At 60.7% G+C, this 22,518-nt stretch carries 33 protein-coding genes and 1 tRNA gene; 13 read left to right on the top strand and 21 right to left on the bottom strand.

What is annotated here, in order from left to right:
* The first annotated feature begins 105 nt into the window (after positions 1 to 105).
* The 4 genes from C2L66_RS11505 to otsA all read left to right on the top strand — a co-directional run bounded on the left by C2L66_RS11505 (position 106) and on the right by otsA (position 3,876).
* On the top strand, positions 106 to 1,512 hold the full coding sequence (locus tag C2L66_RS11505) for a sigma-54-dependent transcriptional regulator (RefSeq protein ID WP_054929963.1): 1,407 nt from the start codon (positions 106 to 108) through the stop codon (positions 1,510 to 1,512).
* A 137-nt stretch (positions 1,513 to 1,649) separates the two neighbouring features.
* Complete coding sequence (locus C2L66_RS11500) at positions 1,650 to 1,871, top strand: hypothetical protein (RefSeq protein ID WP_054929964.1); 222 nt, start codon at positions 1,650 to 1,652, stop codon at positions 1,869 to 1,871.
* 169 nt (positions 1,872 to 2,040) lie between these two features.
* Positions 2,041 to 2,253 carry a hypothetical protein gene (locus tag C2L66_RS11495; RefSeq protein ID WP_036003553.1) on the top strand — a complete coding sequence of 71 codons (213 nt, stop codon included), beginning with the start codon at positions 2,041 to 2,043 and terminating at the stop codon, positions 2,251 to 2,253.
* Positions 2,254 to 2,454: 201 nt separating this feature from the next.
* Entirely contained in the window at positions 2,455 to 3,876 is a 1,422-nt protein-coding gene (gene otsA, locus C2L66_RS11490) for an alpha,alpha-trehalose-phosphate synthase (UDP-forming) (protein WP_036003556.1), read from the top strand.
* A gap of 118 nt (positions 3,877 to 3,994) precedes the next feature.
* On the opposite strand, the gene C2L66_RS11485 is transcribed toward otsA, so the two are convergent.
* The 7 genes from C2L66_RS11485 to C2L66_RS11455 form a co-directional block, all read right to left on the bottom strand.
* Positions 3,995 to 4,582, bottom strand: a complete 588-nt coding sequence (locus tag C2L66_RS11485; protein WP_060600033.1) for a glycine zipper domain-containing protein — start codon at positions 4,580 to 4,582, stop codon at positions 3,995 to 3,997.
* Positions 4,583 to 4,714: 132 nt separating this feature from the next.
* Positions 4,715 to 6,139: an MFS transporter gene (locus tag C2L66_RS11480; protein ID WP_082670318.1), complete on the bottom strand. Its 1,425-nt coding sequence runs from the start codon at positions 6,137 to 6,139 to the stop codon at positions 4,715 to 4,717.
* A 155-nt stretch (positions 6,140 to 6,294) separates the two neighbouring features.
* The gene (locus C2L66_RS11475) at positions 6,295 to 6,804 is read right to left on the bottom strand and encodes a YbhB/YbcL family Raf kinase inhibitor-like protein (RefSeq protein WP_054930032.1); all 510 of its coding nucleotides are present in this window, start codon (positions 6,802 to 6,804) and stop codon (positions 6,295 to 6,297) included.
* Positions 6,805 to 6,974: 170 nt separating this feature from the next.
* Positions 6,975 to 7,421 (bottom strand): very short patch repair endonuclease, encoded by a 447-nt coding sequence (locus C2L66_RS11470; protein ID WP_036003565.1) that lies wholly within the window; start codon positions 7,419 to 7,421, stop codon positions 6,975 to 6,977.
* A gap of 13 nt (positions 7,422 to 7,434) precedes the next feature.
* Positions 7,435 to 8,715, bottom strand: coding sequence for a DNA (cytosine-5-)-methyltransferase (gene dcm, locus C2L66_RS11465; RefSeq protein ID WP_060600034.1), 1,281 nt, complete (start codon positions 8,713 to 8,715; stop codon positions 7,435 to 7,437).
* 301 nt (positions 8,716 to 9,016) lie between these two features.
* Positions 9,017 to 9,340: a hypothetical protein gene (locus C2L66_RS11460; protein WP_054929967.1), complete on the bottom strand. Its 324-nt coding sequence runs from the start codon at positions 9,338 to 9,340 to the stop codon at positions 9,017 to 9,019.
* A 434-nt stretch (positions 9,341 to 9,774) separates the two neighbouring features.
* Entirely contained in the window at positions 9,775 to 10,044 is a 270-nt protein-coding gene (locus C2L66_RS11455) for a hypothetical protein (RefSeq protein WP_054929968.1), read from the bottom strand.
* Positions 10,045 to 10,275: 231 nt separating this feature from the next.
* Between C2L66_RS11455 and C2L66_RS42140 the strand changes: the two genes are divergently transcribed.
* The gene (locus C2L66_RS42140) at positions 10,276 to 10,401 is read left to right on the top strand and encodes a hypothetical protein (RefSeq protein ID WP_257722139.1); all 126 of its coding nucleotides are present in this window, start codon (positions 10,276 to 10,278) and stop codon (positions 10,399 to 10,401) included.
* Between the two features lie 116 nt (positions 10,402 to 10,517).
* Here the strand turns inward: C2L66_RS42140 and C2L66_RS11445 are convergent.
* Positions 10,518 to 10,592: transfer RNA gene (locus C2L66_RS11445), tRNA-Arg, on the bottom strand.
* A 219-nt stretch (positions 10,593 to 10,811) separates the two neighbouring features.
* Here C2L66_RS11445 and C2L66_RS11440 point away from each other — a divergent pair.
* The 4 genes from C2L66_RS11440 to C2L66_RS11425 all read left to right on the top strand — a co-directional run bounded on the left by C2L66_RS11440 (position 10,812) and on the right by C2L66_RS11425 (position 14,854).
* On the top strand, positions 10,812 to 11,909 hold the full coding sequence (locus C2L66_RS11440) for a site-specific integrase (RefSeq protein WP_060600037.1): 1,098 nt from the start codon (positions 10,812 to 10,814) through the stop codon (positions 11,907 to 11,909).
* A gap of 179 nt (positions 11,910 to 12,088) precedes the next feature.
* Positions 12,089 to 13,141, top strand: coding sequence for a hypothetical protein (locus C2L66_RS11435; protein WP_060600039.1), 1,053 nt, complete (start codon positions 12,089 to 12,091; stop codon positions 13,139 to 13,141).
* On the top strand, positions 13,119 to 13,502 hold the full coding sequence (locus C2L66_RS11430) for an ASCH domain-containing protein (protein WP_060600041.1): 384 nt from the start codon (positions 13,119 to 13,121) through the stop codon (positions 13,500 to 13,502). Before C2L66_RS11435 ends, C2L66_RS11430 begins: the two co-directional genes overlap by 23 nt.
* A 341-nt stretch (positions 13,503 to 13,843) precedes the next feature.
* Positions 13,844 to 14,854, top strand: coding sequence for a hypothetical protein (locus C2L66_RS11425; RefSeq protein ID WP_060600042.1), 1,011 nt, complete (start codon positions 13,844 to 13,846; stop codon positions 14,852 to 14,854).
* Positions 14,855 to 14,952: 98 nt separating this feature from the next.
* Here C2L66_RS11425 and C2L66_RS11420 read toward each other — a convergent pair whose 3' ends face one another.
* Both C2L66_RS11420 and C2L66_RS11415 read right to left on the bottom strand, forming a co-directional pair.
* Positions 14,953 to 15,210 (bottom strand): MerR family transcriptional regulator, encoded by a 258-nt coding sequence (locus C2L66_RS11420; protein WP_060600043.1) that lies wholly within the window; start codon positions 15,208 to 15,210, stop codon positions 14,953 to 14,955.
* Positions 15,207 to 15,638 carry a hypothetical protein gene (locus C2L66_RS11415; protein ID WP_060600044.1) on the bottom strand — a complete coding sequence of 144 codons (432 nt, stop codon included), beginning with the start codon at positions 15,636 to 15,638 and terminating at the stop codon, positions 15,207 to 15,209. Before C2L66_RS11415 ends, C2L66_RS11420 begins: the two co-directional genes overlap by 4 nt.
* Before the next feature lie 71 nt (positions 15,639 to 15,709).
* On the opposite strand from C2L66_RS11415, the gene C2L66_RS11410 reads away from it, so the two are divergent.
* Positions 15,710 to 15,898: a hypothetical protein gene (locus C2L66_RS11410; protein WP_103323702.1), complete on the top strand. Its 189-nt coding sequence runs from the start codon at positions 15,710 to 15,712 to the stop codon at positions 15,896 to 15,898.
* Positions 15,899 to 15,903: 5 nt separating this feature from the next.
* On the opposite strand, the gene C2L66_RS11405 is transcribed toward C2L66_RS11410, so the two are convergent.
* From C2L66_RS11405 to C2L66_RS11365, 11 genes are all read right to left on the bottom strand, one after another.
* Complete coding sequence (locus C2L66_RS11405) at positions 15,904 to 16,533, bottom strand: hypothetical protein (RefSeq protein ID WP_063803353.1); 630 nt, start codon at positions 16,531 to 16,533, stop codon at positions 15,904 to 15,906.
* Positions 16,534 to 16,591: 58 nt separating this feature from the next.
* Entirely contained in the window at positions 16,592 to 16,864 is a 273-nt protein-coding gene (locus tag C2L66_RS11400) for a hypothetical protein (RefSeq protein WP_060600046.1), read from the bottom strand.
* Positions 16,861 to 17,322, bottom strand: coding sequence for a hypothetical protein (locus C2L66_RS11395; RefSeq protein WP_322789544.1), 462 nt, complete (start codon positions 17,320 to 17,322; stop codon positions 16,861 to 16,863). The genes C2L66_RS11400 and C2L66_RS11395 overlap by 4 nt, the downstream gene beginning before the upstream one ends.
* Positions 17,322 to 18,602 (bottom strand): ParB/RepB/Spo0J family partition protein, encoded by a 1,281-nt coding sequence (locus tag C2L66_RS11390; RefSeq protein WP_060600047.1) that lies wholly within the window; start codon positions 18,600 to 18,602, stop codon positions 17,322 to 17,324. Before C2L66_RS11390 ends, C2L66_RS11395 begins: the two co-directional genes overlap by 1 nt.
* A complete protein-coding gene (locus tag C2L66_RS11385; protein ID WP_060600050.1) occupies positions 18,595 to 18,885 on the bottom strand; it encodes a hypothetical protein in 291 nt (96 codons plus the stop codon). Before C2L66_RS11385 ends, C2L66_RS11390 begins: the two co-directional genes overlap by 8 nt.
* Positions 18,878 to 19,120, bottom strand: coding sequence for a hypothetical protein (locus C2L66_RS11380; RefSeq protein WP_060600052.1), 243 nt, complete (start codon positions 19,118 to 19,120; stop codon positions 18,878 to 18,880). The genes C2L66_RS11385 and C2L66_RS11380 overlap by 8 nt, the downstream gene beginning before the upstream one ends.
* Positions 19,117 to 19,572 carry a hypothetical protein gene (locus C2L66_RS11375; RefSeq protein WP_060600053.1) on the bottom strand — a complete coding sequence of 152 codons (456 nt, stop codon included), beginning with the start codon at positions 19,570 to 19,572 and terminating at the stop codon, positions 19,117 to 19,119. The genes C2L66_RS11380 and C2L66_RS11375 overlap by 4 nt, the downstream gene beginning before the upstream one ends.
* Positions 19,569 to 19,919: a hypothetical protein gene (locus C2L66_RS11370; RefSeq protein WP_060600056.1), complete on the bottom strand. Its 351-nt coding sequence runs from the start codon at positions 19,917 to 19,919 to the stop codon at positions 19,569 to 19,571. The genes C2L66_RS11375 and C2L66_RS11370 overlap by 4 nt, the downstream gene beginning before the upstream one ends.
* Before the next feature lie 6 nt (positions 19,920 to 19,925).
* Positions 19,926 to 20,129 (bottom strand): hypothetical protein, encoded by a 204-nt coding sequence (locus C2L66_RS40615; protein ID WP_060600058.1) that lies wholly within the window; start codon positions 20,127 to 20,129, stop codon positions 19,926 to 19,928.
* A 7-nt stretch (positions 20,130 to 20,136) separates the two neighbouring features.
* The gene (locus C2L66_RS40610; protein WP_060600060.1) at positions 20,137 to 20,352 is read right to left on the bottom strand and encodes a hypothetical protein; all 216 of its coding nucleotides are present in this window, start codon (positions 20,350 to 20,352) and stop codon (positions 20,137 to 20,139) included.
* A 226-nt stretch (positions 20,353 to 20,578) separates the two neighbouring features.
* The gene (locus tag C2L66_RS11365; RefSeq protein WP_103323701.1) at positions 20,579 to 20,977 is read right to left on the bottom strand and encodes a helix-turn-helix domain-containing protein; all 399 of its coding nucleotides are present in this window, start codon (positions 20,975 to 20,977) and stop codon (positions 20,579 to 20,581) included.
* A gap of 88 nt (positions 20,978 to 21,065) precedes the next feature.
* Here C2L66_RS11365 and C2L66_RS11360 point away from each other — a divergent pair, with 88 nt between their 5' ends.
* The 3 genes from C2L66_RS11360 to C2L66_RS11345 all read left to right on the top strand — a co-directional run bounded on the left by C2L66_RS11360 (position 21,066) and on the right by C2L66_RS11345 (position 22,498).
* On the top strand, positions 21,066 to 21,287 hold the full coding sequence (locus C2L66_RS11360; protein ID WP_060600064.1) for a Cro/CI family transcriptional regulator: 222 nt from the start codon (positions 21,066 to 21,068) through the stop codon (positions 21,285 to 21,287).
* Positions 21,288 to 21,605: 318 nt separating this feature from the next.
* Positions 21,606 to 22,121 carry a phage regulatory CII family protein gene (locus C2L66_RS11350; RefSeq protein WP_060600068.1) on the top strand — a complete coding sequence of 172 codons (516 nt, stop codon included), beginning with the start codon at positions 21,606 to 21,608 and terminating at the stop codon, positions 22,119 to 22,121.
* A gap of 14 nt (positions 22,122 to 22,135) precedes the next feature.
* Positions 22,136 to 22,498, top strand: a complete 363-nt coding sequence (locus tag C2L66_RS11345) for a hypothetical protein (RefSeq protein WP_082670321.1) — start codon at positions 22,136 to 22,138, stop codon at positions 22,496 to 22,498.
* Positions 22,499 to 22,518: the final 20 nt, after the last annotated feature.

Genomic DNA, 22,518 nt, shown 5'->3' with positions numbered 1-22,518 from the left:
TATGCTTGAAGATCGCAGCGCGCGGGCGCTTTTGTCGTTCGCCAATTCCGGCGAAGCGCAGGCTGCGCGTATTCATGACCAGCACTTACGAGCTTTCCATACGCGATGCCACATGTATTGATTGTCGATGACGATCCGAGTACCCGCGAGGCGCTGGCGGCCATCATCGCTGAAGACGGGCTGACGACGGCCACAGCGGGCGATCTGCGCGAGGCCCGCATCCAGCTGGTGCGGCAAACGCCTGACGTCGTGTTCACCGATCTGAAGCTGCCCGATGGCTCGGGCGTCGATCTGTTCGAGGATCTCGATCCGCGCTCTGGCGTCGAGTTCGTCGTGATCACGGGGCATGCGACGGTAGAGTCGGCGGTGAGCGCGCTCAAGATGGGCGCCGCCGATTACCTCGTGAAACCGATCAACATGCAGCGCGTGAAGGCCATCTTGAGCCGCCTGCCGCGCGCGGGCGACCTGAAGGCCGAAATCGGCACGCTGCGCGGCGAGTTGCGCCGCATGGGCCGCTTCGGCCTGATGCTCGGCAACTCCCCCATCATGCAGCAGGTGTACGACCAGATCAGCCGGGTCGCGCCCACGGCCGCTTCCGTGATGCTGGTCGGCGAATCGGGCACGGGCAAAGAAGTCGCCGCGCAGACGCTGCATCAGTTGAGCCTGCGCCGTAAGCACGCGTTTCTCGCGGTCAATTGCGGCGCAATCTCGCCGAATCTGATCGAATCTGAGATGTTCGGCCATGAGCGCGGCGCGTTCACGGGTGCCGACCGTCAGCACAAGGGCTATTTCGAACGGGCGAACGGCGGCACGCTGTTCCTCGACGAAATCACCGAAATGCCGATCGAATTGCAGGTGAAACTGCTGCGCGTACTCGAGACGGGCATGTTCATGCGTGTCGGTACGACGAAGGAAATCGAAACCGACGTCCGCCTGATCGCCGCGACGAACCGCGATCCGGAGCAGGCCGTGCTCGAAGGCAAGCTGCGCCTCGATCTGTATCACCGTTTGAACGTGTTCCCGATCAGCCTGCCGCCGCTGCGCGAGCGCGGCAAGGATGTCGAACTGCTCGCGCAGGCGTTCCTCGACGATCTCAACGAGCAGCACGCCACCAGGAAGCACTTCCCGCCCGCCGTCAAGGAGATGCTGCTGTCTTACCCGTGGCCGGGCAACGTGCGCGAACTGAAGAACTACGTGCAGCGCGCGCACATCATGTCGGGCACGGATTCGGACAGCACGGCCACCGTGCCGCTGCAGATTTCGCTGTCGAAGCCGACCGCGGGCACGGCGATCACGATTCCGTTCGGTACGTCGCTCGCCGAGGCCGACCGTCAGCTGATTCTGGCGACGCTCGAACAGTGCGGCGGCGTGAAGACGCGTGCCGCCGAGATTCTCGGCATCAGCCTGAAAACGCTATATAACCGGCTCGTCGAATACGGCAACGATGCCGGACGTGCCGACGGCGACGACATCAGCGACGAGCCGCAGGCGCTCGGCAAGGCGGACGCGTGACATGAGGTAACGGGATGTCGGCCGCTGCTGCGGGGACAGCGGACAGCGGCACGAGGGCACATGCCTTGCTGGTTTGGTTCAACAGTCGCTTGCGCGCGAAGCGCTGGCGATATCGAACGAAAACAGGGAGCCCAACCATGCCGGACCATGACGCCGTCCACGCTGTCCACGACATCCACGCGCACCGTCCCGAACCCACTACGCCGGGCACGCCGCCCGAGCCCAATCAGCCCGATACGGTGCCCGATCCGACGCGCGAACCCACCGACCCCGATACCCCCGCTATCGGCGACCCGCCGTCGCAGCCATCCCAAACCCCGCATACGGGCGCGCGCATGACGCTGCTGCCCGAATTCTGACCTTTTCATTTCGACATGGCGCCTTTTGCAATCGACGGGCCCGCGCCCTGTACGCGTTACAAAACCGCCGAACTTTTTACCGGCAATTTACGTTCATCGGCCTAGACTAGTGTGATGCGGCCCGGGCAAACCCCGCCCGGGCACTGGCCTTCCCCTGGAGGCGTCCATCATGAGACATCCCGCATTGCGGCGCTCCGCGCGCCATTCGAAGCGCGACCAGCGCCCCGCCGGCGGCACGGGCAATCCACCCGTTGGACCGGACCCGGCGCAGCAGAACCGCGCGGCGCCCGGAGCGCCGCCAGACGGGGATCACAACCAGGGCGGCACGCGTCAGGAAGGGCTGGAATATCAGCGCGACCTGGGTTCCGAGCAGGACGCCTGAAGTCCGTTTTCCGGCCGGTTCCGGCCGAATCGTCGAGCGAAAAATCTACTGCGCGTGTGCCCGCGCGCAGTTTCTTTTTGCTCGTCTGTCACATTTACATACATTTTTATTCCGTCTTTTCGGGTGCGACGGCATGGGACTTGCGTGCCGTAAGGTGGAGTATCACCGCATGTACAGTCAACTGAATGAGGTGGAGCCGCAATGAGCAGATTGATCGTCGTTTCAAACCGCGTCGCGCCGACTCAGGAAGGACGCCCCGCAGCGGGCGGTCTCGCAATCGGAGTGCTGGACGCCCTGAAGGAAACGGGAGGCGTGTGGTTCGGCTGGAGCGGCGAGACCGTCGCCGAATCGTCGCCGCCCGTCATCGAGAAACAGGGCAATGTGACCTACGCTACCGTGGGGCTGACCAAGCGCGACTACGACCAGTACTACCGCGGTTTTTCGAATGCGACGCTTTGGCCGACCTTCCACTACCGCAATGATCTGTCGCGCTACGACCGGCAGGAATATGCCGGCTATCTGCGGGTGAACGTGACGCTCGCGAAGCAGTTGAAGGAACTGCTCAAGCCCGACGACATCATCTGGGTTCACGACTATCACCTGTTGCCGTTCGCACGTTGCCTGCGCGATCTCGGCGTGAAGAATCCGATCGGCTTCTTCCTGCATATTCCGTTTCCCGTGCCGGAAGTGATGCGCACCGTGCCGCCGCACGAAGAACTCGTGAAGTGCATGTGCAGCTATGACGTGGTCGGCTTCCAAACGGACGCGGACCGGCAATCGTTCGTCGACTATATCGAGCGCGGCCATCACGGCACGTCGAGCGACGAGAACATGATTCACGCGTACGGCCGTTTCCTGAAAGTAGCGGCGTACCCGATCGGCATTTATCCCGACGCGATCGCCAAAGCCGCGGAGCAGTTCACAGACCGCAAGCCGGTGCGCAGCCTGCGCGACGGCATGCGCGGCCGCAAGCTGATCATGAGCGTGGACCGGCTCGATTATTCGAAAGGGCTGGTCGAGCGCTTCCAGGCGTTCGAGCGGCTGTTGCAGAGCGCGCCCGGCTGGCATGGCCGCGTGTCGCTCGTGCAGATCGCGCCGCCGACGCGCGCCGACGTGCAGACCTATCAGCGCATCCGGCAGACGCTGGAAGGCGAGGCGGGGCGTATCAATGGCCGCTTCGCGCAACTGGACTGGACGCCTATCCAGTATCTGAACCGCAAGTACGAGCGCAATCTGCTGATGGCGCTGTTCCGCCAGTCGCAGGTCGGCTATGTGACGCCGCTGCGCGACGGGATGAACCTCGTCGCGAAGGAATACGTTGCGTCGCAGGACCCGGCCGATCCCGGCGTGCTGGTGCTCTCGCAATTCGCGGGTGCGGCCGAGCAGTTGCCCGGTGCGCTGGTCGTCAATCCGTTCGATCTGTCGCAGATGGCCGAGGCATTGGAGCGCGCGCTGTCGATGCCGCTCGCCGAACGCCAGGCGCGTCACGCGGACATGATGGCGCCGCTGCGCGAGAACAATCTGTCGGTATGGCGCGATACGTTCCTTGCCGATCTGCGCAACGTCGCGACCGCTTCGTCGGTGACGGAGAAGGCCGTCAAGCGCGCGGACGTGACCGTCTGAGACAACGTGAGGTGAGTCAGATTGCGCGGCCTCGCGGGACGCGCAGGTTCACGAACGGCAGCCCTTGCAGGCTGCCGTTTTCGTTTCGTGCAAGGCATCGCGCGAGCTGTCGAACGCGTCACGCCTGCTGCTGGTTCAGGTCGGTGAGCGGCACGGGCGTCTGGCGCGGATCGAAATCCGCCCATCTGCCGCGCTGCCAGTGACCCGTGGCGCGCTCGATATCGGCGCCGCCCGCTTCGCGCAGAATGCGCGCCGCTTCCATCTGGTTCTCCGGACTCACATGCACGGCGACGAGCACGCCCGAATTGCGCATCTCGTGATGCACGACGTCGTGATGCTCGTGCGGACCGCTCTGCGCATGCACCATCTTGCCGACCACCAGGCCGAGATATGCGCCCACGCCTGCCGCGATCACGACGACGGGCATCGACGCCGAAAACGCGGTGAACACGGCGGCGCCGATCACGGCGCCCGCGACGGCACCGATGCTCATCGCGCGGTGATGGCGATGGAGCGTCGGCGGCGGCGCGGATGAGATCGTGGGTGCGGCGGCGTGTTCGTCGAGCGGATGGCGCGCGTGCTGGCCGCGCGGATTGACGAAAAACAGCGTGACGTCTTCACCGGGAAAGCCGTTGTCGAAGAGCGTTTGGGCGGCGTCTTCGGCGGCGGGGAAAGTGGTGAAACGCCCAGCGACGATGAGTGACATGGTGCCCCCTATCGTTCAGAGGCCAGGTTCGAAGGCCAGAGCGAAACCCGCACCGGACGTCGCGACGCACGTCGGCGGTTGAAGGCTTCGTCTACAAGAATAGGCGGAAAGCGGGGCGTTGGAAGGGGTGCGTTACGCGGACCCCGGCGCGCTGTGCCGGACACGCATCGTGCTGACGAGCGCGCCCGCGCCCGCGAAGCACGCCGCCACGTAAAGCGCGAGCACCGGGCCGTGCTGCGGCGCGATGCCGAAGATCAAGGCGACCAGCGCCGAGCCGAGCGTTTGCCCCGTCAGGCGCGCGGTGCCGAGCATGCCGCTCGCGCCGCCGCTGCGATGGCGCGGCGCCGCCGACAGCATGGTCCGGTTGTTCGGCGACTGGAACATGCCGAAGCCGAGGCCGCACAGCGCCATGCGCCACACGATATCGAACGCCGTGGGGTGCGCGCCGAGCGTCGCGAGCAGCAACAGGCCGAGCGCCAGCGTCGCGAGTCCGAGGCCGCCGAGCCAGCCCGCCGACAGACGGTCCGACAGCACGCCCGAGAGCGGCGCCGCGCCGACGATCACGAGCGGCCACGGCGTCATCAGCAGCCCTGTCTCGACCTGGGACAGGCCCAGATTGTTTTGCAGCAGAAACGGCAGCGACACGAACGCCAGCATTTGCGCGCAGAACGAGCATACCGACGTGCCCACCGACAACGCGAAGATGGGAATGCGCAGCAGGTCGACAGGCAAGAGCGGCGCGGGCTGCGTGAGTTGCCGCCGCACGAAGAAGTAGCCGATCACGATCGCGCCGATCAATTCGGCGGCGACGAACCCGTAGCGCTCGCCGTGACCGAAGCCGTCGACGGCGAAGATCAGTAGCCCGAACACGAACGCGTTCATCACGGCGCCCGGATAGTCGTACGGCGACGGATGGCCTTCGTTGTGCGGCAGCGCACGCCAGCCCACGGCGATCGCGGCGACGCCGATCGGCACGTTGATCGCGAAGAGCCACGGCCATGCCGCGACGGCAAGTACCGCGGATGCCACCGTCGGCCCGACCGCGGACGAGATGGCCACTACCATCGCGTTGATCGCGACGCCGCGCCCGAGGTGCGCGGGCGGATAGATCATCCGCACGAGCGCGGTGTTGACGCTCATGATGCCCGCCGCGCCGAAGCCCTGGATCACGCGGGCGAGCGCGAGCGTCGGCAGCGACGTGGCGAGCGCGCAGCCGAGCGAGGCGATCGTGAACAGCGCCAGCCCGCCCATATAGACGCGCCGGTAGCCGATGCGATCGCCCAGCGACGACAGCGGCAGCAGCGAGATCGTCACCGACAGCTGATAGGCGTTGACCACCCAGATCGAGCTCGCGGCGCTCGCGCGCAGGTTTCGCGCGATGGTCGGCAGCGCGACGTTGGCAATCGCGCTGTCGAGCACGGCGAGCGTGATGCCCAGCGCGACGACGAGAATCGCCCAGTAGCGTTGCGGGATCGGCAGCCCGAGTTCGGGTTCGGGAGAGGCAGCAGGGTGGGACGCGCCCGATGGATGGCGGTTGGTCGACGAAGAAGCTTGCATTGTGTTGTTGTGATGAGCGGCGGGCGGGCGAGTCCAGAAGTGTGCTTCCCGTTGTCGCGACAGCTTGCGCGACAACGGGCAACCGCTTCGGCCCGCGGCACGGCACGCGCATCGCGCGGCTGCCATGGCGGGCCGTGGAGAGCGGAACGCCGCCCTTACTTCAGTTCGTACAGGCCCGTGTACGTGGCCGAATCGATTTCGTTCAGGTGCGTCATGTAGCGCGCGACGGCGTTCGTCGTGTCGGCGGTGAGCGGCAGGGTCGCCACCTTCAGCGCGTGAACGCGGAAGATGAAGCGATGCGGCTTGTCGCCGCGCGTGGGCGCTGCGCCGCCAAATCCCACCGTGCCGTAGTCATTGCGAAACTGCAGCGCACCCGCTGGCAACAGGCTGCCGTCGGCTTTGCCTGCGTTGCGCGGCAGCGAGCGTGTGTCGGCGGGAATGTTGACGACGACCCAGTGCCAGAAACCGCTGCCCGTGGGCGCGTCGGGATCGTAGACGGTCAGCGCCAGGCTTTGCGTGTCGGCGGGCGGCGCGTCCCATTGCAGCGCGGGCGACGCGTTCTCGCCCTCACCCGAGACGCCGAACGATTTGTCGTTCATCTCCTGGGCCTTCGACATGAAGCCGTTGGCGGGGAAGTCGTCCGACCAGATTCGAAAATCAGCCATCATGCGCCTCCTTCGGTGGATGGTTCCAGGATGGGCGGGAGCCGTGCAGAGACCGCTCGGAAGATAGCCTGGAGACTCCCGGTCAGCTAATCGAGTGTAGCACCGGCATCTTGCAAAATTCGCCGCATCGCTTGAAGACGCAACTGAAGACGCAACCTCATGCGCGTTCGTTATGCGCGCTCTTCATGCAGCGGCGCATCGCCGTGCAGCCAGTCGATCAGCCGTTGCAGCACGCCCTCGATGTCCCGGTTCGCTCCGCGCAAGGCGCATTCCCACACCGTCGCGACGCGCCAGCCGGCTTCGAGCAGCGCGGCTTGCGCCTTCGCATCGTTGGCGCGGTTGCGGCCGATCTTGTCGCGCCAGAACTCCGGACGCGTCTGCGGCCATTTGAAGAGATGGCAATCGTGGCCGTGCCAGAAGCAGCCGTGCACGAAGATCACCGCGCGATAGCGCGGCAAGACGATGTCGGGCCTGCCGGCCAGATCGCGCGCGTCGAGCCGGAAGCGGAAGCCGCGTCGATGCAGCAGGCTGCGGATCAGGATTTCAGGTTTCGTGTTGCGGCCGCGAATGCCGGACATCATCCGGCTGCGCGTGGCCGCATCGACGATATCGACCATCAGTGCGCGACCATCAGTGCGCGCGCCCCGCCGCGCTTTGTTCCTGCGCCGCGTGCGTGAGCGCGCGCACATGCGGCAGCATGATGCGCGCGACTTCGCGCATCACGGGCACCACGACGCTATTGCCGAACTGGCGGTACGCCTGGGTGTCGCTGACGGGGATGCGGTAAGTGTCGGGAAAACCCATCAGCCGCGCGCACTCGCGCGGCGTCAGACGGCGCGGGCGCTTTTTCTCGCCCTGATAGACGAGGATCTCCGAGCCATCCTTGTGATAACGCGCCGACAGCGTGCGCGTCACGCTTTGCGGATACGCCATGCCATAACCGAAGCCGTTGCCCGCCGCGCGATGCTTTTCCGCGTAATTCTGCAGGTAGGTCCAGAGCTTGGGCGTCAGCGTGTATTTGGGCTGCGTTTGACGCCCGGCATGATCGAAGAAACGGTCGCCGTCCCACGGCAGGACGGGCTCGCTGCCGTCCGTCCGATGCAGGATCGACGCGAGCCGCGGACCTTCTTCCGGCAGGCGCAGATCGTCCCAGGAGAACGATGTCTTGCCCCGAAACCCGACGATGATGATCCGCTCGCGATGCTGCGGCGTGAAATGCGCACCGTCGATCACGCGGTAATGCACCTCGTAGCCGAGTTCGTCGCGCAGCGTCTGAAGGATCACGTCGAACGTGCGGCCTTTGTCGTGCGACAGGAGGTTCTTCACGTTTTCGAGCAGGAACGCGGCCGGGCGGCGCGTGGCAATGATGCGCGCGACATCGAAGAACAGCGTGCCCTGCGTCGTGCATTCGAAACCGTGCGGACGCCCTAGCGCATTCTTCTTGCTGACGCCGGCGATCGAAAACGGCTGACACGGAAAGCCGCCGAGCAGAATGTCGTGCTCGGGGACGGCCTCGGCGGGAAACGTGACGATGTCGCCGATCAGCGCGTGCTGCGCGGTGCCGTCGCGGAAATTCTCCTGATACGTTTTCTGCGAGAAGTCGTTCCACTCGCTGGTGAACACGCATTGCCCGCCATGCGCCTCGAAACCCATCCGGATGCCGCCGATGCCGGCGAACAGATCGATGATGCGCGTGCCAGTTCCGTTGCCTGCGTGCGCGCCGGCGTTTCGTGTCGTGGCGGGATACAGCATGGCGTGCAACGCCGGTTCGAGCATCGCGGGGCAGGGCGTTTCGCCCTTTTCCCAGCGGCGCACCGTCTTGATGTCCTTGCCGACATGCGCGGCGATTTCTTTTTGTGTGAAGCGGGTGCGCGCCTGCTTCAACAGGTCAAGCGGTGAAGCCTGAGTCACAGGAATCCTTGCTGGGAATTTTTGCGGACATTATGACCTACGAATGTCCCTAATTTGCGATTCCGGCGCGTTCCGTGGGCAAATTTTCCTGGGTCGACTGGGCTCGACTGGGCACGAGAGTTCCGGGGAGAGGAAAGGCAGCCCCGGCGACGCGCCAGATCATCCTGTCGCCGTGTCGCCGGGTGTTCGCGCTGCTTGCTGCAGCATCGTGGAAGGACGCGCGGCGGGTCAATGAATGTTAAATAAGCGGCGCGTCCTGAACCGCGCGGCATGGCGCCGCCGCCGGGTGCTTCGGGTTTGCTCAGCGCTTGCGGCGCACGCGATGACGGTTCGCGTCACGCGACGCAGCGGGTCGCGTGGTCGTGACGGGCAGCGGCGCCAGATCTTTCGCGCATAGTTCGTCGAGCTGCAACAGCAGATCGTCGATCGAGCAGAGCTGCGAATTGGTCAGATGGTCGGCGTCGAGCAGTTCTAACAGGCGTTTGCGCCAGTAGGTGGCGGGGAGGATCGCCCCACCCAGGTCTCCATGCATCGAAGGCCGCATGACGCGGGCAATGTGCGCGATGTCCTGATCGATCAGAGTCGATTTGAACGATCCCGCCGACGAAGTGAGGTAATGGTCCATGCCCCGCACTACGGCAGGGTTTCGGAAAACTTTAGGGTCGGCTCGAAAATATTTTGTGCCGCGCCGGGCCTTATGCGGATGGGAACTGCGCGATACCGGTCCGGGCAGCGGGCGGTGGGCCGCGGGTTCGAGGCCCGCGAGCCGGTCGATTCACGTCAGCGCGAGCGCCAGGCTGCAGGCGAGCACGACGATCATCAGGCCGGCGGCGACTGCAAGGTTGTACGGGTAGGGCATCGGTCAACCTACTGACGTATCCGGGGAGTGACGAGATGATAAGAGGGCGTCGCGAGTCCGTCCGCAGACAAATGGTGCGTTAGGTGGGAGAGCGCACACTGGCTCGCGACCCTCGCGCGCAAGCCACGCGGGACGGCCTTCTGGCGTGTGCCGTGGCGTTGCTTCGTGTGGCTTTTTTGCGTCGCGCGACGCGTGCTGCGTCAGGCAGGTTGATCGGGGCTCGGCGCCGGCTTGGCCGCGCCTTCGAGAAAACGGCGCGTCGCTTCGAACGATTGCAGCATCTGGTCCGGCCACGGTGTTTGCAGCATGACGGCCTGGTGATTCTCGAAGGCGGTGCTCAGCAGCTTCGACAGCTCCGGCGAGTTCAAATGACGCAGCAGCACGCTGACGGCGATGGCCGTCGCCTGGCTGGCGCCCGCCGTTTGCAGTTCGGAAGTGGTGAGCGCGGCAAGTTGCTTGTTGATGTCCATGAATTGTCCTTCGATGTGCTGGCGTGTGTTGCGCGAAATGCGTGATTTTGTCACGGCCGGGCGAGGTCGGTCCGACCCGGCTGGTGCGGGAAAAGCTCGTCCGGCCGGGCCTCGCGGGCGCAGGCTCGATTCCCTTTCAAAAAAGCGAACTGTGTTTTGGCGATTCCGATGGTTTTCTTTGTTGAACGCGGGGGTACACTCGATTCAAACGTTTTCGCTCTGGAGTCGATCATGCTCGCTACCTTCTTTGTGCTCTGGCCGTTTGCCGCTGCGTCACTGTTCGCGCTGGCCAAATTTTTCGATCAGCGCGACCAGCAACTGGCCAGGGTTCAGGTGGTGGTGCGCCGCCACCGGTGAGCGGCTGATCCTTCTGGCTGTTGGCCGCGTTGTATTGCAATGAGGCTGTAGCAAACAAAAAACCCGCAAAGCGCGAGCTGTTGCGGGTTTTTCTATAGCGTCGTCCGTCGCCGATGTGGTCCCCCCGACAGGAATCGAACCTGTATCTAGCGCTTAGGAGGCACTTGTTCTATCCATTGAACTACGGGGAGAGCAAACTTTTCACGGGGTGCATCGATGCCTTGCTACTATTGGCTACGGCCTTAACCCGTGGGCGTCTCCAGCATTTTTGCTTCTTCCTAAATGAAGCGCCGTGACAGCCTGTGAACCGTAATTTACCGCCATCCCTGCTACACTTCTGCTACAAATTTACCCTGTAGCACCCAAAACTGATCTGGCACTGCTACAGTTTTTTCGGGACGGGGAAATCCATGGCTTCCATCTTGCCAGTTGGCAAGCGCTGGCGTGCCCAAGTGCGCAAGCGCGGGCAGAGTATAGCAAAAACGTTCAAGACCAAAAGTGCAGCGGAGGCTTGGGCTCGCGAGAAGGAGGTCGAGATCGAGAAGGGCATCAACGCTGCGAGCGCTGAGACGGTCACCGTCGGCGACCTGATCAAGAAATATCGCGAAGCCCGGACTGATTCGGGGCGACCCGTAAAGCCGAAGTCAAACGAGGATTACATCCTTTCCCGGCTGGATGATGCGTTCCAAAGTAACTTGGCGGCTAGGCTGACGACGCAGGATATCGTCAAGTTCGCCCAAGGCCGTCGCAATTCCGGCGCGGGCGGCTATACGGTTGATATGGATATCTCGAAGCTCGGGACCGTGATGCGGCATATGGCATCACTGCTGTCCATTACATTGCCGGATGCGATCGGTGCCGCCCGTCCCACGCTGCACCACCTTCGGCTCATCGAGCCGGGCAACAAACGCGACCGGCGACCGACAGCAGAAGAGATCGAGCAAATCTTCAGTTGGTTCGCGGAGCATCCGGAACGACAGCAGGCGATGCCGGATCTGCTACGCGTAGCGATACAGTGCGCATTCCGGCGCGGAGAGTTGTTCCGGCTGAGATGGGACGATGTCGACGTCGAGCGTCACCTTGCGTTGGTACGGGATCGCAAGCATCCCCGGCAGAAGATTGGCAACAACGAATGGATTCCACTGATCGGTGACTCATTCGAGGTCATCACGCGCCAACCGCGTTACCCGGTGCCAGATGGGTACGCGGCGAAGCGGGCAGCTGATCCAACATTACCGCCCCACAAGAACGAGTTTATTTTCCGTTTCTCGCCGAGCACGGCCAGCAAGTATTTCAAGGAGGCATGCGATTCGAAGGGAATCGTAGACCTGCACCTTCACGACTTACGCCACGAGGCGACGAGCGCACTTTTTGAGGCGGGCTGGGAGATTCCCGAGGTGGCCACTGTGACGGGGCACAAAGATTGGCGCAATCTGAAACGCTACACGAACTTAGACCCTGCGCAGATCGCAAAGAAGGGGCGAGTCAAACTGGTCAAGGTCGCGTAGTCTTGGGGTGCAGGCGTCCGATTCGAGCAAGCTAGCCTTAACTTGTCGTGATTAGGCTAAATTCGCAAGGCCGGGCGGGAGTCGCCCAATTCCGGTGGCTCTAGATATGCTTATGGCGCGCCACTTATGCACTGATGTCCCTATAATTGGCCCACTCTTACAAAACGAGGGCGCCAGTCGTGAGCTTTGAATACAAGCAGTTCAAGGATGCGAAACTTGACGATCCTTTTTTCGATTCCCTTCGAGCGGACTATCGAGAATTTGAGGATTGGTTTGGTCGAAAATCGGAAAACTGGGCTTATATTTTTGAGCAGGACGGCTCAAAGGCCATCGACGGTTTTCTTTACATGAAAATCGAAGATGGTGTTGTGGACGATGTCGTGCCGCCGCTGCCCGCCAAGAAACGACTTAAGGTCGGGACATTCAAGATCAACGCGCACGGCACAAAACTGGGCGAGAGATTTGTAAAGAAGATTTTTGACCACGCTGTGGACGGCGGCGTCGCTGAGATTTATGTGACAATATTCCCCAAGCATGCAGGGCTTGTAAACCTCCTGAATCGCTACGGATTTGAAAAGGCCGCTATCAAGACTACCGTGAATGGTGTGGAGGACGTTCTGATCCGCTCTATGCATTGGCGTGACAATTTAGATCGTGATAAAAACTATCCTTTGATTAAGATGGACGGTGATTTTTATCAGGTTGGGATATATCCAGATTATCATACACGGTTACTACCCGATTCGATTCTAAATAACGAAGACGTGGAAATTGTGAAGGATATTTCTCACGCGAACAGCATCAACAAGATCTATATCGCTGCGATGAAAGGACTGATGTCCTTAACGCCGGGTGATAAGATAGTGATCTATAGAACTGGTGACGGCAAGGGGCCGGCAGAATATCGTGCGGTTGCGACCTCCATATGCGTAGTCGAAGCGGTACGGACTTTGGATTCATTCGGCTCGGTCGATGCATTCCTGAATTATGCGCGTCCGCACAGTGTATTCTCCGATGCCGAGTTGTCTGGTTTTTATAAATCTAGAAGATATCCGTTTATTATTAGTTTTACGTATAATATTGCTCTACGACATCGACTCACTCGGCATCATTTGATAGAGAAGATTGGAATAAATAGGGATGCTTACCCGGGTTTTTTGCGGCTTACCCCGCAGCAATTCAAGCAAATCGTGATTGATGGAGGGGTCAATGAGAGTCTTATTGTCGATTAAGCCAGAATACGCCGATCGAATACTGAGTGGCGAGAAGAAGTTTGAATTTAGAAAATCCGTGTTCAAAAATGAGCATGTGAAGACGGTGGTTATATACGCGACAATGCCAGTTGGTAAAGTGGTCGGTGAGTTCGATGTCGGAAGTATTATCAAAGAACGACCGAGCAAGCTATGGTCCACCACCAAGGCATACTCCGGAATTACGAAAGCATTCTTCGAGGAGTATTTCAGGGGCAGGGAAGCAGGGTACGCAATCTCTGTAAAGACGGCACGGCGCTACGCGAAACCGCTTGATCTCGAAGCTTTAATGCCGGGATGTGTGCCTCCACAATCATTTCGGTATCTGGACGCGATTGCGTGAACTTCGTCGCCTCGTGGCCAAAGGCCGCGCGGCGACAGCTCAAATCGATAGTATCGCAAGGGCTTTTCAATATATGGCGTCGAGACCGTGCGCTGCAGCGTCGTGGGGTGCTCAGCGAGCCCCGCTCTGCTTATCTGTCGGGATCGGGAATGTCTCAGCACTTGCATTGGCATCTTTCCAGCGCCGGTGCCGCTCTATTACCTTCTCCGCTTCATAAAGGCGCCTGGCCCACTTGAGTTGGTCAGAAAGTAACTTTTGGGGTGGCCGGACGACTCGATTCGGTAATCGGGTCTAAACTGCCCGCCTCACATCGCTACAACTCGCGAAGGGTATGCAAATATATGGATAACACTACGCCCAGTTCCGCTCTGCACGAGGCTCGGGCGACTGCCAGTAAGTTACTTGACTTGATGGAGACACAGGTTCTTCCGGTGGAACAGTACCTTATGCTTGCGAAGCGATTGGCGCGGCTCGTTCGAGACACAGATGCGCAACTTTGGTTTGATCTGGAGATGCGCGGATACCCGGACAAGTTTCACGCCGCGCAGCTTGGAGATTGCGCGGGATATGCGAAGGGAGCAGGGAGACTTACCGATGACGGGCAGTATTATTTTGCAAGTCTGCCGAAACTGGAGGCGGATCTCGCGGCTCAGAAGGCGCGTCTCGATGCCGCAGTGCCGAAAGCGACTGGAAGCAGCGCGGTAGACTTCTCGGCGGCTAACGCGACAAAGAAGCTCTATGAGATGCAGCTATCGAAGCATGGCTCTTTAAAAGGCACGTACATCGCGGCGGCCGCCCAATTCGCATCGTTTAAGAGTGCAATACATAATTATGCGACGGATACGTTAATATCGATTCAGTTTGGCGACGTCGCGGAATCGATTTTTGATCAGTTGCGTTTTGAAGTCGACTCATTCGTGCGAAGGCGCGCTCCAGCTGCCGCAGCAAAGCTCCTTGCTATTGCTGAACGAATGGCCGAGGGGAATCCAGAGTCGCTCGCGGAAGCGATGACATCGTGCCGTCGGCTTCTCTTGACGCTGGCAGATTCACTTTTTCCTCCATCGCAAACCGAATGGCTATCGGCTAATGGAAAGCCGCGTAAAGTTGGTGTCGACCAATACAAGAATCGCCTGATTGCATTCATTGAAAAAAGCATTACCTCGGAAGGTACGAAGGTTTTGCTTGCTAACGATCTCGAGCATCTCTGCGCTCGACTAGACATAGTCTATGAAAAGACCAGCAAAGGTGTCCATGCAGATGTGACGTTAGATGAAGCGCGCTTAACTATCATTCAAGCGTATATCTTCATGGGCGAGCTGGCTCGCGTTGCGAAGGGGGAGGCTGCAGCGTAGAAGCATGCCGCACGGGCGACGAAGAATCAGGTCGCTCTGATCATGACGGAGCCTCCGTTGCCGACGTGTTCCAGCAGAATATGCGCGCGTCAGGCGATCTAGGATCGAATGGATACACATAGCTCGTTCGTCGCTTTTGTGCGCGCCTGCTCGGACATCCGATCGAGATATTCGGCGACTGCATCATAGGGCGCATAGCGAGCAGCACCTTCCTTGTATGTTGGTATGGGAAATGTCTCGGCGCTGACCTGATTGCGGATGGTCCCTTCGGACATGCCCAACAGGATAGCGAGCTGGCCCATCGTTAGGCGGACACCGAATTTTTCGAGAATGTATGCGCGGGTGAGCAGGCTCATTCCAACGCTCCGTAAAGCTGTGTCGCGTGTGTCTGCATGGCGGCCAATGTGGCTGCGGCAGGAGTCTTGAAGGTGGTTGGTCGTGCCGGTGACTGGCCCCAAAGGCACCAGTGTCCGTCCATCCGGCCACGTTGGCTGAGAGCTTGGTAACGCTCGACGACTTGCGCTTCGAGCAGCGCTGCGAGCTCCGTGTCGATTGCAGCCAGCGCCGCGCTGAGACCCGTGATGATGCGTTTCTTCGGCAACGCGCCGACGCGAGTCAGCAGGTCAACGATGTCGGCTTGCAAAGTTACTTGGTCGGCGATCCACAGGCGTCGACTGCCACCGTCGACGGGTACGTATCGCCCTTCGTTGCCCGCGAAAGGCCGCATACCGCGTGGCGTGAGTGCGCTGATGCGTTCCGCTTCGACTTTGCTGTTCTCGCTCATACGAATCCTCTAAAGTTTTCACGACGAGTGCCGATGTAGTGGCGATAGTCAACTTTGCGAGCAACGCAACCATGGATCGCGCAGAAGCCAAAGTCATCGTCGAAACGGCACATCAAGTGTTCGAAATACTCGCTGAAGAGCGAGGTATTGAGATCGAATCGCCCGAAGGCGATGCGCTGTACGACCAGATCGTCGTTCGAACTGTCCAGCGCAAGGCAAAGACCGCCAGCGACCTCGCGCTGATGTTGGAAGTCGCTTAACGCGATCACGCGTTATCCCCCTTCTCTGCGGCTTCCGCGATAGTGGCGCGATCGACGCGCTCAATCTCCGCGAGGATCAGCGCTGCGGCTTTGACGAGTCCGCGCCGAGGCTCGCCGGGCTTCCACCAGCGCGAGCTGAATGGCCAGAAGAGGGGTTCGTGCCGGTCAGCCGGATCTGTCCGTGCGAAGAGATCAAGTGTTTCACCGGCATCGAGCGCGTACGCCACTGCGGCGAATGCGAGCGCGCCTGACCGGTGCTCGTCGTCCTGTTCGGGCGTGAAGCCCTCCACCGCGATCTGACGATGTCGTTCCGCGAGGACGTCGAGTGCGGCATCGTCAAGTACACCGTCGCAGATGCGAGCAGCGAGATAAACCGCAACATCACCGTCGAGTTGGCTGGGCCCAAACTTTGCGCTTCGGAGATTGGCGTTGTGGCCGGAGCACAGCCGAGCAACCTCGTTCGCCGGCAGATAGCCTATCGGCGGATTAGCGGCCGCGTCGTCGAAGTGGAGCGCCGCCTGCAGGTACAGCCGCCAGAAGGCGTCGACGTCAGGTGTGAGCGTCCGGTCGATCTGTATAACGGCTGCGCAAGCATGTGCATGGATTGCTCGCAGTTTTTCTTCGTTCGTGATCATGGTCGTTCCTCATTTCCCTGTCGACCGCAGCGCGCGGTCGAGCATCGTGCGTCCGGTTTCAATCAAGATCGCGCAGTTGAATTAACGCTTCCTCGACGGTGCAGCAACTACCCCAGAGGTAGAACAGTTCCGCGCGCTCCTTGCCGGTAAACGCGCGTCTGACTTGTCGTTGAGCCTTGTCGAGCCAACATTCGAACTCGCCGGGTTGAACGAACTGTGCGTCGCAGAGCATGGTCTTCTCCTTTGGAAAAGCGGAGAGGATGCTTAAAACGCGGTGATACCGGGTGCCGACGGGCTGGGTCGTAATGACGCACATGTAGGTCGTGGTCATCGCCCCTCCTGCGAGTCAGCGTTGAGCGCACGATTGAGTTGCATCAAGCCGGTCTCGATGGATAGACGAGCCTGCTCGGCCCACGTGCGCGCTTCCTGTGCGGCTTTGTGCCGGCTATAGCTGCCTACCTCGTCGCGCATGAGGTCGAGCAGCTCAATGTCGGCGCCAAGGGCGATGACTTCGATCAGCTGGCGGATCTCGATACGAAGGGCTGTGATCCGCGCGAGGGTGGCCAGTCGGGAATCCGACTGGCCTTCGTTCGTCTGGATTGGTTTGCGCCGCGCGAGCGGCGCTTCGTCCTTTCGGATCGCTTTGATGGGCGTGAGCCCGCTGCTATTGACGTCGCCGTTCGATGTGTGCGCCGAAACGGCGCCAGCGACGGGACGCCGTGGGCGTGTTGCAGCGTGTTCCCGCTTACGCGGCAGCGGACATGGGGTAGAAGTGGCCGGGCGAACCATCACTTAGCCACCTCCGCTGCCATTTCCTCGGTCCAATCTGGATCGAGGGTCTGCCACAACCTGGTCAGCCAAGAATGAATTCCAGGCGCTTCCTTGGCGTTGCGTTTGCGCGGGTCTTCCATTTCACGCGTAATGTGCATTACGGCTGCGCGGATCGCTTGACCCCGCGTGGGGTAGGTCGGATCGCCGTCACGCAGGACACACGGGCTCGATCCACTCCCGTTGCCGATCGAATACGACGTGCTGAAGATCCATTGCCCTGTGGCGACATGGGCGAGATGAATCTCATACGGGTATTTGCCCGACCGTTTGAAAAGGGGTGCTTTGATCGTCTCGTGCCGGGTGTACACACCATGCTCGTTGGGAGTCGAAATCTTGCGATGCTTCGCTTTGGTCGGCAGTGCATCAAGCAGGTCCGTGAGAGGCGTTAGCGCCGCGTGCACGCCAGCTATCGTGCCGGGCGAGAGCTTCCCGAACAGTGGGTCGTGCAGAACGGACTGGAGAGCCTGCAAAAGTTGCTTTGCCTGCACCTCTGTGATCTTCTTTTGCGCTATGCCCGCTATGGGCTTTCCAAGATGCTTCTTGGTGACCTTGGTCTTGCCCGCTGCCTTCGCGTCGACGAGGCCTTTCTGGAGCCGTTCAAGCGCTTTTTCTCCTCCGTGCGCGCGGATCTCCTCGATGGCGAGTGTGGATGCGACGGCATTATCACGAACCAGCTTGTGAACAGCGGCGGGCGCATTCGCCAGCAGCAAGCAATCGCGGATGGTCTGTTCCGTGATCGTCAAGCGGGCGCAGATAGTCGCGTTGTCCTCACCGAGCGCCTGCAACTCGACGATCTTCTCGGCCAGCTGGAGGGGCGTGAGCTTCTCGCCGTCGTTGTTGATGATGCCGGCGTAAATCAGGTTCGAGCGCGTAACCGACTTTGCGTCGTCAATGACGAGCGGGAGGCGCTCGATGACCGTGCCCTCGCTGATCGCAAGCAAGGCTCCGTGGTACCGATGCTGGCCTTCATAGACAAAGATGCGATCTTCGCCACCTACCTTCCGGACAAAGCATCCGAGCGGCTTCTTGCGGTCATAGCCGTTCGCCTTGATCGAGTCTGCAACCTTACGTACGCGAGTGGGATCGAGCGGGCGGACATTGTCGCGCGGGTCGTAATGAATCTGATCAGGCGGGACGGTCCAGAGGTCGGACGACCCGCCGCCGGCTGCCTTGATCGCGGCCTTCGTATTGCCGGTAACGATCATCGCGTCGAGGACGAGGGGATGGGTTTTAACCATGGATTCCTCCAACATCAGCGAAGGTTGCGTCGGGGTAGACGAGACGGGTGTGATGGAAGGGGGCGACGCGTGCGCCGGAAAGCCAGTAGACGAGGCACTCGTCCTCGTAGCGCGCGGCTTGAGAGACAACGTCGACGCGAACAAGCATCTGCAGTTCGGAGCGTACGGCGCGGAGATCCGCACCGGGCAGTGCCGCCTCGATGTTGTCGATTGTCTGCGGCGTCGGCTCGCTGGCAAAGAACGAAATCAGCGCTTTGCAGATCGGGGAAAGTTCACTATTCATGACCTCTCCCGAAAGAGCTCACCGTACGCCGACGCAGTAGCGGGCGCAGGAAGCACACGGCGCAAAAGGCGGCGATGAGGGTGACCGCTGTTCTGCCGGACATGACGCCGGCGACGAGCCAAAGGATCGAATCGGTAAGGCCGAACAGGGCGCCTAGTGCCCGATCGGGCTGGCGAGCCGTGAGCAGCAAAGCCGTCATGCACGTGGCGATCGCGATCAGGGACGCGTAGATCATGCGGCCTCCGGCGCTGCCTCGTGCAGCAGTTGCCTGGCGAGCTCCTCGCTGCATTCCAGCTTGAGCCGGATGCGCGTCTTCGGACGGCGCAACAGGATCTTGGTATAGCGCCCTTCGAGCTTCGCGTCTTCGGCGATCCAATCGCGGGCAACAAGAGTCGAAACAAGGCGATCACCGTATTCGCCCCACATGCTGCAACCGAGGTACAGCGCTTTTTTCGTAACAGTACCTTTCGCTCCGTACCAGTCCTGGAGGTACATCGAATGGACGCCGGTGGAGTAGTAGATTCCTTGCGCGGTCAGTGCCGCGAGATCCTGCTCGATCGCGAGAATCATTTTCGCCGCCGCTCTCAGTTCGCCGATGCGCTTGGCGTGATCCCGATTGGCGGCCTCGACGATCTCTGTGTAGGTCGAGGGGTGCTTGTAGACGGGTAAGGGAGTGGTGCGCTTCATGCTGCCACCTTCGCGCGGCGAACTTTCGCCTTGCGCCCTTGCGCGTTGGCGATCACTTCATCCGCCGCCCGCTTTGCTGCAGCTGCGTTGCGTCGGCGGCTCATGGCCGTAGCACAGTCGCCTTCGCTGGGATGGGATATCCACGAAGCGACGACGTCGCCCCCATCCATCAGCATGTAGAGGGTGTAGATGCTGTCGAGCAACGGGCGCCGAGCAACGACGTATTTCCCGACCATGATCGGAGTCGTGGGGCGCGGCGCCATCGGATCGTAGTGAAAGCTCGTGCGCAAACCGATTGTGTCTCGGCGTGGGGGCTCGATCGGAGCCAGTTGATTGGATCTTTTCATGTGGCGTTATTCCTTATCGCCAGCGGCAAGACGTTTGCCGTCCAGCGTGGGTTCTTCTGGCAGCGTGCGTTTTTTGCGGAGCGCGGCACAGTTAGCTAGGCAGATGCGCAGCGCCGGGTTCGTGAGGGCGTCGGCAGCAGAGCCACGCAGGTGACGGAGGCGGTGTTCCCGAGCGATGTCGGCATCGGTGATGGGAATCCGCTTGGTCATCGCGCGGCTACACCGTGGGGCGGACGACTGCGTGCGTCGGCTTAGGCGTTGGATCGGGGCTGAGCAGGTTGAGGCCGATCACAAACGCGGCGACGAGGAACGTTAGGCGGAGGGCGAACGAATTTTCAAAGTCGCTTTGCGCAGGTTGCTGATCGATGGGGGATTGCTGTTGTTGCCGAAGCAATCGCTTGCGGACAGCTGAATGATGGTCATGGATGATCATGGCGGTAACTCACAAGTTGATGTGGTAACTACAGTTACCGGACTCTAGGCGTGTTCGTTTTGATTGTCAACTATAGTTACCGACCGAGCACAAAAAAAACCGAGCGGTTGTTGCCGTCGGTTTTTGTGTCGCTAGAAGACTAAATATTGGCGTGATCCGTCAGCGTATTGTGAGCGTCAGGTCCTCTTTGGGAACATGTAAATGACCGCTTCCTTACTGGAAGTTACTAACTGGCTTTCCTGCGCTGGTCAGCCTTATGCGCGTTTCGTGACGGCGTACAGCCAGCGACGAACGCATCCATGATCCGGTTGAGTTGTGCAAGGTCATGCGGTTTCAGGTTCTCAATGACATCAACGGGGACAGAGAACGGCCATTTGCTGTTCGGCTGTAGACGTGTCACTCCCTCTGAAAAACTAAAGCGCTGTTCTCCATATAACAGGTACTGAGGCTCAGTTTTCAGCGCGACTGCGAGCTTGTACAGGTTGTCCGCCGAGGGCGACTTCGACTGATCTTTCTCCAGTTTAGTGACGGCTGCGTTCGATATGCCCACTGCCTCGGCGAGCTGCCGAGTGGACATATTCAGGATCTCCCGCTGTCGTTGTATGCGCGTGCCTATCGTGTTCATGTAACTCAAGTTACCACTCTATGCACCAACTATGGTTGACTGCATAAGAAACTATAGTTACCATCGCCCTGCGAAAAGCGAGGGTGCCATGACCAAATCTGAACTCATCAACCGCGCAGGCGGGGTCGCGAGACTCGCCAAGCTCCTGTGCGTCTCCAGCCAGGCAGTGTCCAAATGGCCAGATGCCGGAATTCCGCCGCTACGTTTGTACCAACTGCGCGATCTGAAACCTGAATGGTTCGCCGGTCGTATGGAGCACGGGGCATCTCTCAATCCGACGCTGAATACCGTGAACAATCAAGAGGGGTAAGCGAGACCATGCACAAACCTGCACGCGCCGGCACCGTGCGTTCCAAGACCGCGCCTACATCTGACCACCAGCTAGATCCTGCTCTCATCCACACGACCGGTTCTTTGAAGACGCGCGTCTTCTTCGATCAGCCGGCGAGGCCGCTTGAGTGTGCGGGGTTCGTCAAGGCGCACGACGCGTCCGATCCGCGCTGGAAGACCAGGTAACGCCGCCTGCAACACGGCGAATTCCCTGTGCCGTCGAGTACGAATAGTGCAGCGTTTGACGCCGGGTAAACAGGATGAAACGCCGTATCCATAAAGAGCTACCGGGGATCATATGACCTGCAGATACAGCGGCACAGAATGGCTCGACGTGCTGTACACGTCAGTCCGCAGCACACCAGGGGGCGTAGCAGATGCTGCGGCATTCCTGACCAACCGCCGTGGGAAGAGCATCGGGGCCGAATCGCTCCGCCTGCGTTTGCGCGGTGAAGGCGAAAACCGCCTTTCCATGGAGATGTTCGAGCTGCTGATCGAGTGGATGGAAGAGAAGCGTCAGTCGCAATACCTGGACGCACTCTGCGCGCTCAACGAGCGCTTTGGTTTGAGCGCAAGTCCAACGCCCGGCGACGAGTCGGTCGATACAGTCAAAGCTGTTGCGGAGGCCGCATCGGAAGCCGCACGGCTATCGGGCGATGTGTCGAGCGTAGTGATCGAGGCGATCGAAGATGGTCGCATCACACAGCAGGAGGCCGACGACATTGCCGTGGCCGCTCGGGCTAATCAACGGTTGCTCGACCGGCTCCTGCGCACTGTGCAGGCTGTTAGCCGGCTCGGACGTCGCCAGGCATGAGGTTTTCCCCCGGAATGTCTTGCTGCAACCCGCAGCGCGAGCGGATTGAACTGTCATGCGACATCGATCAGCAGCTTGCGTGCGGCATGTCCAGGCTGCAATGGATCGCGGACAGCGATCCGGAGCGAATCTCGCACTTTCTGGCGTCGCTCATCAACACATTTCCCAGCAACCTCGCGCTGATTCGCCAGGCGGCACTGCGCGCGGCGGTTGTCCCCTTGTTCGTTACGCAGGCCGCGCTGATCTGTGCAGCCCTTGCGACAAAAGCCGAACGGCATGACTTCAGGCGCCAGCTGGAGGGCGGGCTCGCGTCTGCCGATCTGGAGCGCTTCGACCAGCTCATGGCGGCGGAATGGCGCCGCCTTCGCGGCAAGTAATCAGGAGATCACAAAGTGAC

It is taken from the genome of Paraburkholderia caribensis, from assembly GCF_002902945.1.
Lineage (GTDB): Bacteria > Pseudomonadota > Gammaproteobacteria > Burkholderiales > Burkholderiaceae > Paraburkholderia > Paraburkholderia caribensis.
This window is presented reverse-complemented; position numbering and strand designations above follow the sequence as displayed.